The sequence below is a fragment of the Nonomuraea sp. LP-02 genome, from assembly GCF_036289125.1.
Classification (GTDB): Bacteria; Actinomycetota; Actinomycetes; order Streptosporangiales; family Streptosporangiaceae; genus Nonomuraea; species Nonomuraea bangladeshensis.
Genome location: NZ_JAXCLK010000001.1, coordinates 2,072,369 through 2,083,196, shown reverse-complemented (window position 1 = coordinate 2,083,196; position 10,828 = coordinate 2,072,369). Strand labels below are relative to the sequence as shown.

The window sequence follows — 10,828 nt, the reverse complement described above, 5'->3', positions numbered from 1 at the left end:
GCCGCTCCTCTACTGCCCCAGGGCCTCGCGCAGGCTGCGCGGGCGCATGTCGGTCCAGACCCGTTCGACGTGGTCGAGGCAGTCCTGCTTCGCCCCCGAGAAGCCCTCCTCCCGCCAGCCCGCCGGCAGGGGACGGTCGGCGAACCAGATGGAGTACTGCTCCTCGTCGTTGACCACGACCTTGTACGTGCCGTCCGCCATCTCTAGCGCCTTTCCTCTCGGGGGAGCCTGGTGATCGTCGCGGGCCGCGCGGGGGCGTCCTCGCCGCGCAGCTCCTCCACCAGCGCGGCCATCCCGGCCACGGTGGGCACCTGGAAGAGGCTGCGCATCGGCAGCCGGACGCCGATCTTCTTCCTGATGAGCGCGATGAGCTGGACCGCCACCAGCGAGTTGCCGCCCAGCTCGAAGAAGTCCTGCTCGACGCTGACCCGGCGGGCGCCGAGCACCTCGCCCCACAGCCCGGCGAGCGTGCTCTCCAGGTCGTTGCGCGGGGCGACGTGGTCGTCGTCGGCGCTGCCGCCCTCGCCGGTCGCGGCGGCGGCGTCCAGCTCGTCGGCCACGGTGTCCTGGGTCAGCTCGCGCACCCCGGCCACGAACTCGGGCAGCGCGGTGGCGTTCACCACGACCTGGCTGCCGAGGCCGGCGGCGAGCAGCCGGCGGAACGCCTCGGCGCCGTCGGCGGGCGGGATGCCGCGCCTGGCCCCGTCGAGGTCGAGGGCGACGCCCGCGGTCGCGGACTCCTCCTTGACCGGTACGGCCTCGGCGGCGTTCCTGGCGCCCTCGCCGACGGTCCTGGTCATCGACTGCCGGTCCACGCGCCTCAGCACGAAGTCGGAGATGTCCACCACCGGCTCGCCGGCGTCGTCGTACAGGGTGAGGTCGGCGGCCAGCACCTCGCCGCCGCCGGTGTCACGCAGCCGCGCGTGGCTCCACAGCGTGGCGGGCAGCGGGCCGCGCACGGTGATGCGGCCGTAGCCGAGCGGCAGGTAGCTGTGCTCGCCGGAGACCGCCACGAACGCGGTCGCCTCGTCCAGCAGCGCCGGGTGCAGCGGCAGCGCGGCCAGCTCGGCGGCGACGTCGGGGACGGCCACGAGCTGGGCGAGCTGCTCGTCGCTGCCGAGCCGCACCTCGCGCAGGCTGCGCCAGCGCGGCCCGAACGTGACCAGCCCGGACGCCGAGGCGAACGGATCGGCCGCGCCGGAGCCGTACGTGCAGCGGGCCCGCACCTCGGCCAGGTCCGCGGCGGGCTCGCCGGCCGCCACCCACGCCGCGGAGCCGCGCGCGTGCTGCACCGGCTCGCCGCCGGCGGAGCTGACCACCTCGAAGTCCATGCCGTCGCCCGCCGGGGTGAGCAGCACCCGCAGCTCCGCGCTGGTGCCCTCGGCGACCGGCAGCGGCGCGACGAAGGCGACGTCGCGCAGCTCGATCGCGTGACCGGGCCCGGGGCTCGGCACGGCCGCCTCGAACGCCGCCCGCGCCGTCTCCAGGTAGCCGGTGCCCGGCATCACCGGCACCCCGGCCACCCGGTGCTCGCCGAGCACCCAGTGCGTCTCCGGCGACAGGGTCGCGGCGTACCAGGGGCGGCGGCCGGTGCTCTCGTGCCGGTGACCGAGGATCGGGTGCTCCAGCCGGGTGACGCGGTCGCCGCGCTGCAGGGCGCGGAACGCCACCGGCGCGGCCACCTCGGCGGCCATGCCGACCTCCAGCCAGGCCCCCCAGTTCACCGACACGACCCGGCCCGGCCAGACGTGCGCGTACGCGTCCATGAACGCGTTGGCCCCGCAGTAGTCCACCTGGCCGAACCCGCCCGCGACGGCGGTCACCGAGGAGCAGAGCAGCACGAAATCGAGCGGCAGGTCGCCGAACACCTCGCGCAGCGCCGCCGTCCCCGCGAGCTTGGGCCCCATGACGGCGTCGGCGGCCTGCCGCTCCTTGACCTCGGCCATGCCGCCGCCGGGCACCCCGGCCGCGTGCACGATCCCGTCGACCGTGCCGAACCTGGCGAGCGCGTCGTCCCGCACCCGGCGCAGCGACGCGGGGTCGGTCACGTCGGCGGACAGCACGACCACCTCGGCGCCCGCCCGCTCCATCCGGCGGACGGCGGCCACGGCCCGCCTGGTCCGCTCCGGGGCGCCGTCGAGCGCGTCCCACTCCTCGCGGGGCGGCAGCCCGGTCCTGCCGAGCAGCACCAGCCTGGCCTCGGCGCGCCGGGCCAGGTCCTCGGCCACGGTCAGGCCGATGCCGCCGAGCCCGCCGGTGATCACGTACACGCCCTGCCGGCGCAGCGGGTCGTCCTGCGGCGGCAGCGGCACCGGCGCGAACGCGCGCACCCAGCGGCGGCCGGCGCGCAGCGCGACCGGGGACGGCGGCACGCCCTCCTCCGGCTCGCCTGGCTCGGCGGCCAGCTCGGCCAGCACCTTCCCGGCGTCGTACGGCCCCGCCTCCAGATCGACGTGCCGGGCCGTCAGCCAGCGGGCCTCCAGCGGGACCACGCCCGTGATCCCGGCCACCGTGGCGTGCTCGGGCCGTGACACGTCCCCGCCGATGACGCCCTGCGTGCCGGCGGTCACGATGTCCAGGTGGACCGGCGTCTCCCGCTCGGCCCCCGCCATCGCCTGCACCAGCGCCAGCAGGCTGTGGAACCCGAGATCCTGGGCGGCGGTGACCTGCTCGGCGGTCGCGGCGGGAGCGCCGTCCAGCGCCCACGCGTGCACGACGCGGGCCGGCACGCCGGTCGCGGCCAGCAGCGCCTCGTAGTCGTCGCGCTCGGCCGGCCGGACGGTGACCGTCCCGTCGGGGCCGACGCCGTACGCGTCGCCCGGCACCACCCTGATCGCGTCCGCGCCGGCCGCGCGCAGCCCGTCCAGCAGCGGTTCGGCGGCCGGTCCGGCGAACACCAGGCAGCGCAGCCCGGCGAGCGCCGCCGTCCCGGCCGGGGCGACGGGCTCCTGCCGCCAGGCCGGCACCGAGAACCACTCCTCCAGCGGCAGCGCGCCCGCCCGCGGCGGCCGGGGGAAGACCAGCTCGGGATCGAAGTCGGTACGCACCCAGTGCTCGGCCCGCTCGTACGGGTACGCCGGCAGCGGCACCCGGCGGGCGGGCTCGGCCAGCGCGTCGGTGTCCAGCGGCACGCCCGCCGTCCACAGCGCGCCGGCCGTCGCGTACAGCACCTCCAGGTCGGACTTGCCGTCGGCGGGGCCGGGCAGGCTGGCCAGCGGGCGCGGCGCGGTCTTGGGGAGCTGGTTCCGCGCCAGCCCGGCGAGCTGCCGTCCCGGGCCGCACTCCACCAGCCGCCACTCGCCCTCGGCGGCGAGCGTCGCCACGCAGTCGCCGAACCGTACGGTCTCGCGCACGTGCCGCGTCCAGTAGGCGGGGTCGGTGGCCTGCTCGGCGGTGATCCAGTCGCCGGTGACGTTCGACAGGAACGGCAGCGCGGGCGCGTGCCGGGCCGCGGCGGCGACCGCCTCGTGGAAGTCGCCGAGAATCGGGTCCATCATCGCCGAGTGGAAGGCGTGCGAGGTGCGCAGCGCGGTGTGCTGGACGCCGGCCTCGTCGAGACGGGCGGCGTAGGCGGCGACCAGCTCGCCGGGGCCGGCGATGACGCACGTGCCGGGGCCGTTGACGGTGGCGATCGACAGGCCGTCCGGCAGGTCCCCGCGCACCTCCGCCTGGTCGAGGCGGACCGCGAGCATCGCGCCCGCCGGCACGCTCTGCATGAGCCGGCCACGGACGGCGACCAGGCGCAGCGCGTCGGGCAGGGAGAAGACGCCCGCGACGGTCGCGGCGACGTACTCGCCGATGCTGTGCCCGATCATCGCGGCCGGCTCCACGCCCCACGAGCGCCACAGGGACGCCAGCGCCCACTCCAGCGTGAACAGCGCCGGCTGGGTGAGCTCCGTCTGCCTCAGCCGCTCGTCGGCGGCCTCCCGCTCGTCGTCGCCCGGGAACAGCAGGGTGCGCAGGTCCAGGCCCAGCTCCTCGCGCAGGATCGCGGCGCACTCGTCCACGGCGGCGGCGAAGGCCGGCTCGGTGCGGTAGAGACCCGCGCCCATGCCCGCGTACTGCGCGCCCTGGCCGGAGAACAGCCAGGCCACCTTCGGCGTGCCCGCCCGGCCCTTGACCAGCCGGCGCGGCGTGGTCAGCGCCGCGACCGCGTCGGCGGTGTCGGTGGCCACCACGGCGGCGCGGTGCGCGTACCGGCGGCGGGACCGCAGCGTGTGAGCCACGTCGGCCAGGTCGAGCTCCCGCCCCTCCAGGTGGCCGGCCAGCCGGGCCGCCGTCGCGTCCAGCGCGGACGGGGTCCGCGCCGACAGCAGCAGCAGGTGGGCCGGGCGCGGCTGCGCGGTGGGCAGCGGCGCGGGCGGCGCCTGCTCGACCAGCACGTGCGCGTTGGTGCCGCCGATCCCGAACGAGCTGACGCCCGCCCGGCGCGGGAAGCCGTTCGTCTCCCACTTGGTCAGCGACGAGACCACCCGGAACGGGTTGGAGCCGAAGTCGATGCGCGGGTTCGGCGTCTCGAAGTTGAGGCTCGGCGGGATCAGGCCGTGCTCCAGCGCGAGCACGGTCTTGATGAAGCCCGCGATGCCCGCCGCCGGGCCGAGATGGCCGATGTTGGTCTTGACCGAGCCGAGGCCGCACCAGCCCGCCTCGTCGGTGCCGGCGCCGAGCACGCTGGACAGGGCCCCCACCTCGATCGGGTCGCCCAGCGAGGTGCCGGTGCCGTGCGCCTCCACGTATGTGATCGTGCGCGGGTCGATCCGCGCGACGCCGAGCGCCTGCGCGACCGCGGCCGCCTGGCCCTCGGCGCTCGGCGCGGAGAAGCCCATCTTGGTGGCGCCGTCGTTGTTGATCGCGTTGCCGATCACCACGGCGCGGATGTGGTCGCCGTCGGCGAGGGCGTCCGACAGGCGCTTCAGCACCGCCATGCCGCCGCCCCCGCCCCAGATCGTGCCGGCCGCGGCGGCGTCGAACGCCCGGCAGTGCCCGTCGGGCGCGTAGATGCCGTCCTGGTGGAACTGGTATCCCCACTCGGCGGGCAGCTCCAGCGAGGCGCCGCCGGTCAGCGCCATGTCGCACTCGCCGGTGCGCAGCGCCTCGCACGCCACGTGCAGCGCGACCAGCGACGAGGAGCACGCCGTGTGCAGGGTCACGCTGGGGCCGCGCAGGTCCAGCTTGTACGACACCATCGTGGCCAGGTAGTCGGGGTGGTTGCCCGTGTAGACGGCGAGGTTGCCGACGGAGGCGAACACCTTCTTGTTCGGCCGGATGTACATCCACTGGTACTCGTCGGAGCCGATGGCCCCGTACACGCCGATCTCGCCCGGATAGCGGGCCGGGTCGTAGCCCGCGTCGTCCAGCGCGCTGCTGGCCAGCTCCAGGAACATGCGCTGCTGCGGGTCGCGTAACTCCGCCTCGCGCGGCGACATGCCGAAGAAGGCCGCGTCGAGGGCGCCGTAGCCGTCCGCGATCGAGCACGCCCTGACGAACGTCGGATCGTCCAGCAGGTAGTCGGGCACGCCGAGCGCCGCCTGCTCCTCGCGGGTGTAGAAACGCACCGACTCGACGCCGCCGACCAGGTTGCGCCAGTACGCGGGCACGTCCTCGGCGCCCGGGAGACGGCAGGCCAGGCCGACGACCGCGATCGGCTCGACCCCGGGCCCCTCGTCGTCGTGGTTCAGCTCAGAGGTCATTCGTCACTCTCCCGTCTGGCCCGGTGGGGCCGAGTTGAGGGGCGTGCCCTGCGCGCCGCGACCCGCCGCGCGGCGCGCTCCGCGCCCGGCGTACGCCGCTCGCCGTCGAGGTGCGCGGCGAGCGTCCGTACGGTCGGGAAACGGAACAGGTCCACGATCGGCACCTCGCGGCCGAGTGCGGCGGCGAGGCGGGCCTGGACCTGAGCGGTGGCGAGCGAGTGCCCGCCGATCTCGAAGAAGTTCGCGTCCGCCGCCACTCGCGGCAGGCCCAGGACCTCCCGCCAGACGCCGGCGACCAGCCGCTCGGTCGCGGTGGCCGGCTCCTGCCCCGGCCCGGCCGCGGCGCGTGGGGGAGGGGCGGGCAGGGCGGCCCGGTCCACCTTGCCGTTCGGCGTCAGCGGCAGCGCCGGCAGCAGCACCAGCTCGGCCGGCACGGCGTAGTCGGGCAGGCGGGCCGCGAGATGCCGGCGCAGCTCCCCGGCCTGCACGGCCGCGCCCGCGGGCACCGCGTAGGCGTGCAGCACCGGCCCGCCGGGCTGCTCGGCCGTCCGCGCCGCCGCCGCCAGGACGCCGGGGTGCGCGGCCAGCGCCGCCTCCACCTCGCCCAGCTCGACGCGGTGACCGCGGATCTTCACCTGCCCGTCGGCCCGTCCGGCCGGCACCACCCGGCCGTCTGGGTCGTAGCGGCCGAGGTCGCCGGTGCGGTAGCGGGCGGGCCCGCCGCCGGGCTCCCTGCTGAACCGGCTCCTGGTCAGCTCGTCGTCGCCCGCGTACGCCTGCGCCAGGCGGCGGCTGCGCACCACGACCTCGCCGAGCTCCCCCACGGCCGCGGGGGCGCCGCCGGCGTCGAGCACCAGCAGCTCCGCCCCGTCCACGCCGTGACCGACCGGCACCGGGTCGCCGCTCGCGCCCACCTGGCCGGTGATCTCGTGGACGGCCTGCGCCTGGGGCGTCTCGGTGGTGCCGTAGGCGTTCACCAGGCGGGCCTTCGGCGCGACCGCCGCGAACCTGGCCACGTCCGCGAACGTCAGCCGGTCCCCGCCGAACACCACCAGCCGCAGATCGGGCAGCTCCACCCCGGCCGCGGCGATCAGGGTGGCGAGCTGCGGCGTCACGTGCGCCACCGTGATCGCCCGCTCCCGCAGCCACGCCGCGAGCCGCGCCGGGTCCCGCACCCGATCCTGGTCCGGCACATGCAGCGTCGCCCCCAGGGTGAGCGGCGTCCAGACGTCCCGCAGCAGCGGATCGTGCGCCAGCCCGGCCAGCAGCGCGAACCGGTCGTCCGCGGTCAACGCGAACTCGGCCGCGTACCAGTCCAGGAACCGGGCCAGCGGCTCCTCGGCCGCCACCACCGGCTTCGGCTCACCGGTGGTCCCGGAGGTGAACGCCACATACCCCCGCTCCCCGAACTCCACCCTCCCGACCTCCCACAACCCGGCCAGGCCGCCCGTCTCGGGGGACCGGGCCGGTTCGGGGAACCGGTCGGGATGGGGCGAGTTGGCCAGTTCCGGGGGCGTGGTCGGCTCGGGCAGCCACGGTAGTTCGGGCAGCCAGGCCAGCTCAGCCGGGACGGTGACGCCGGGGCAGGCGATCAGTGCACAGGCCCCGGCGGCTCGCGCCTGGGCCGCGAGGCGCGCGGCCGGCAGGGCGGGGTCCAGCACGGCCCAGCGCCCCCCGGCCCCCAGGACACCCAGCATCAGCGCGGGCAGCTCGCACGTCCGGGCGGCCAGGATCGCCACCACCGCCCCCGAACCCACTGCCTCGCACGAAGCGTGCGCTTCCGTTGAACCGATCGCCTCAGCGGGACCGAACGCCTCAGCCGAACCCACCGCCTGACCTGGGCTCACTGCCTTGCCCGGGCGCACCGCCGTGGCCACGGACTCCGCGACCGCCCCGGCGAGCCGGACCAGCGCCGCATAGCTGAGCGCGCCCTCCTCACCGGCGACCGCCACCCGGTCGCTCCCCGCGTGGCCGAGGACCCGTTCCACCACACCGGGCCCGCTCCAGCCGGGCAGGGGACGGGTGCCGTCGGGGAGCCGGACGCCCTCCCGGCCCGGCAGGGGGCGGAGGGACGCGCGTCGCACCGGCAGCTCAGGAGCGGCCACCAGGTCGCCGAGCAGCCGCAGGTAGCCGGCCAGCAGCTCCTCGATCCGCTCCGGGCGGAACAGCCGCGGGTTGTAGGCGGCCTGCAGCACGTACCGCCCGTCGCGTTCCCCGACGTACAGGGTCAGGTCGAACAGCGCGCCCGGAAGCCCCGGCGGCAGCGGGACGGCCGTGACGCCGGGCAGGTCCAGCCGCGGCTCGGCGAAGTCGTACATGTTGAACAGCACCTGGACCAGCGGGTTCCTGGACAGGTCGCGGCCGGGCCCGAGCCGGTCGACCAGCCGCTCCAGGTGCACGTCGAGATGGGCGAGCGCGCCGGACAGCGTCTCCTGGCAGCGCGTCACGTGCGCCGCGAAGCTCGCGCCGTCCTCGACGCGCAGCCGTACCGGCAGCACCTGCACCAGGCACCCGACCAGTGGGTGGAAGGCCGGGTCGCGCCGGTCGGCGACGGGCGCGCCGACGATCAGGTCGTGCTGCCCGGTGAGCCGCCGCAGCACCTGCCCGAACGCCGCCAGCAGCACCGCGTACGGCGTGCTGCCGAGCCGCGCGGCCAGCGCCCGCACGCCGTCGCTGACGGCCGCCCCGGCCTCGGCCGCCGCGCCGGCGCCCTCGAACGTCTGCACCGCCGGGCGCGGATGGTCGCGCGGCAGGTCGAGCACGGCGGGCGCGCCCTCCAGGTGCCGCCGCCACCACTCCAGGCTCGCCTCGCCGTCCCGCCCGCCGAGGTAGGCCGTGTACCCGCCGAACGAGGTGCGCAGCGGCGCGAGCGCCGCCTCCCGGTAGGCGCGGCCGAGGTCGTCGTAGAGCACCCGCTGCGACCAGCCGTCGAACACCAGGTGGTGCGCCGTGATCGCCAGCACGTGCTCCCCGGCGGCGACGCGCAGCAGCCGGGCCCGCCACAGCGGCCCCGCCGCCAGGTCGAAGGCGAGCCGGGCCTCCGCCGCCAGCCGCTCGCCGACCTCCGCCTCCGTCACGTCCTCCACGGGCAGCGGCACCGGGCCGGGCGGCGACACGGCGACGGCCGGCACCCCGCCGGACTCCGGGACGCGCCATCTCAGCACCTCGTGCCGCTCGGCCACCGCCGCCAGGGCGGCGCGCAGGGCGGCGACGTCCAGCGGCCCGGACAGGCGCTGCGCCATCGCGATGTTGTGCGCGGGCGTTCCGGGCGCCAGCCGCTCCACGAACCACATCCGGCGCTGCACCGCCGACAGCGCGGCCGGCGCCGCGGCGAGCGGTTCGTCCCGCGCGGGCGGCGCCAGCTCGGCCAGGCGGGCGATGCCGGCGACGGTACGGCCCGCGAGCACGTCCCTGACCTCGATCTCCTTGCCGAGTCTGGCCCGCAGCAGCGCGGCCAGGCGCATGGCCACCAGCGAGTGGCCGCCGGACGCGAAGAAGTCGTCGTCCGGCCCCGGCTCGGCCCCGGCCCCGAACGCCTCCGCCCACGCCGCCGCGACCCCTCGCTCCGCCCCGCTCCCGCCGGCCTCCGGGGTCGCGCCGCCCGCCGGGGACTCGTCGCGCCGGGCGCGCAGGGCCGCCAGGTCGATCTTGCCCGCCACCGTCAGCGGCAGCGCCGCCAGCCGTACCACCCGGGTCGGCGCCATGTACGCCGGCATGCTCTCCAGGCAGTGCGCCCGCACCTCCTCGATGCCGGGCGCGTCCTCGGGCGTCAGGTACGCGGTCAGCTCCTTCAGCCCGGTGGCCCCGTCCGTGACGTCCGCGACCGCCTGCCGCACGCCGGGATGCGCCCGCAGCACCGCCTCGACCTCGCCGATCTCGACGCGCTGGCCCTGGACCTTCACCTGCCGGTCCAGCCGCCCGATGAAGCCGATCCGGCCGTCGTCCTCCAGCACGACCTGGTCGCCGGTGCGGTACATGCGTGCCCCGGGCTCACCGTACGGATCCGGCACGAACCGCTCGGCCGACAGCCCCGGCCGGCCGAGGTAGCCGCGGGCCAGCTGCGGGCCGCCGATGCACAGCTCACCCGGCGTGCCGGGCGGGCAGGGCCGCAGCAGGTCGTCGAGGATGTACGCCCGGCAGCCCGGCAGCGCGTACCCGATCGGCAGCGGCCGGTCCCAGACGCCCGACAGCTCGGTGCCGACGACGCACACGGTGGTCTCGGTGGGGCCGTACCAGTTGTGGAAGCGCCGCCCGCCGGCCGTCCAGCGGGCCACCTGCTCGGGCCCGGCGGGCTCGCCCGCGGTGAGCAGGTCGCGCAGCCACGGCAGCCGCTCCGGCTCCAGCAGCGGGAGCAGCGCGGGCGGGATCGTGCCCCAGGTCACCTGGTGCCGTTCCAGGAACCGTTGGAGCCGGGCGGCGTCCACGCGGTCCTCCTCGGGCACCAGCATCACCGACCCGCCGCGCGCCAGCGGCGCGAAGACGTCCAGGACCGACACGTCGAACCCGAGCGCGGCGAACCCGATCGACCGGCACCCGGCGTCGAGCCCGAACACCTCGCCCGCCATCGTCACGAACGACACCGCCGAGGCATGGCTCACCACCACCCCCTTGGGCCGCCCCGTCGAGCCGGAGGTGTAGAGCACGTAGGCCGCCGCGCCCGCCGGCATGACCCACGCGGCCGCCCCAGCACCCCCGTTCTCCGCCGGCCCGGCCTCCGATTCCTCGGTCCCGAGCGACGCGGTTTCCAGCCGCACCGGCAGACCGGCCAGCAGGTCCGCGCCGGTCTCGTCCGCGACGACCGTGGTGATGCCGGCGTCCTCGATGACGCCGGCGAGCCGCCGGCGTGGGTGCGCGGGGTCCAGCGGCACGTACGCGGCCCCGGACATCAGCACCCCGAGCACGCGGACCAGCAGGCCGGGCGTGCGGCGGTGGCAGATGCCGATCCGCGTCTCGGGGCCAGCGCCGAGCTCGCGCAGCCGGTGCGCCAGCACCGCCGCCGCCGAGACCAGCTCGCGGTAGGTCAGGCTCCGCTCGCCCTGCCGTACGGCCGTCGCGTCCGGAGTGCGCCCGGCCTGCGCCAGGACGAGGTCATGAAGAAGCGCCCCGTTGGTCACTCGTGTCTCCCCGCTGTCTCCTCG

At 76.6% G+C, this 10,828-nt stretch carries 3 protein-coding genes; all 3 read right to left on the bottom strand.

Translation table 11 applies throughout. The features are described from left to right. Window positions 1-9 precede the first annotated feature (9 nt). From SMD20_RS09665 to SMD20_RS09655, 3 genes are read right to left on the bottom strand one after another with little or no spacing between them, the layout of a single operon-like run. A complete protein-coding gene (locus SMD20_RS09665; RefSeq protein WP_329577897.1) occupies window positions 10-201 on the bottom strand; it encodes an MbtH family protein in 192 nt (63 codons plus the stop codon). Window positions 202-203: 2 nt separating this feature from the next. Further along, window positions 204-5,690, bottom strand: a complete 5,487-nt coding sequence (locus tag SMD20_RS09660; protein WP_329577895.1) for a type I polyketide synthase — start codon at window positions 5,688-5,690, stop codon at window positions 204-206. Next, on the bottom strand, window positions 5,687-10,804 hold the full coding sequence (locus tag SMD20_RS09655) for a non-ribosomal peptide synthetase (protein ID WP_329577892.1): 5,118 nt from the start codon (window positions 10,802-10,804) through the stop codon (window positions 5,687-5,689). The genes SMD20_RS09660 and SMD20_RS09655 overlap by 4 nt, the downstream gene beginning before the upstream one ends. Between the last annotated feature and the right edge of the window lie 24 nt (window positions 10,805-10,828).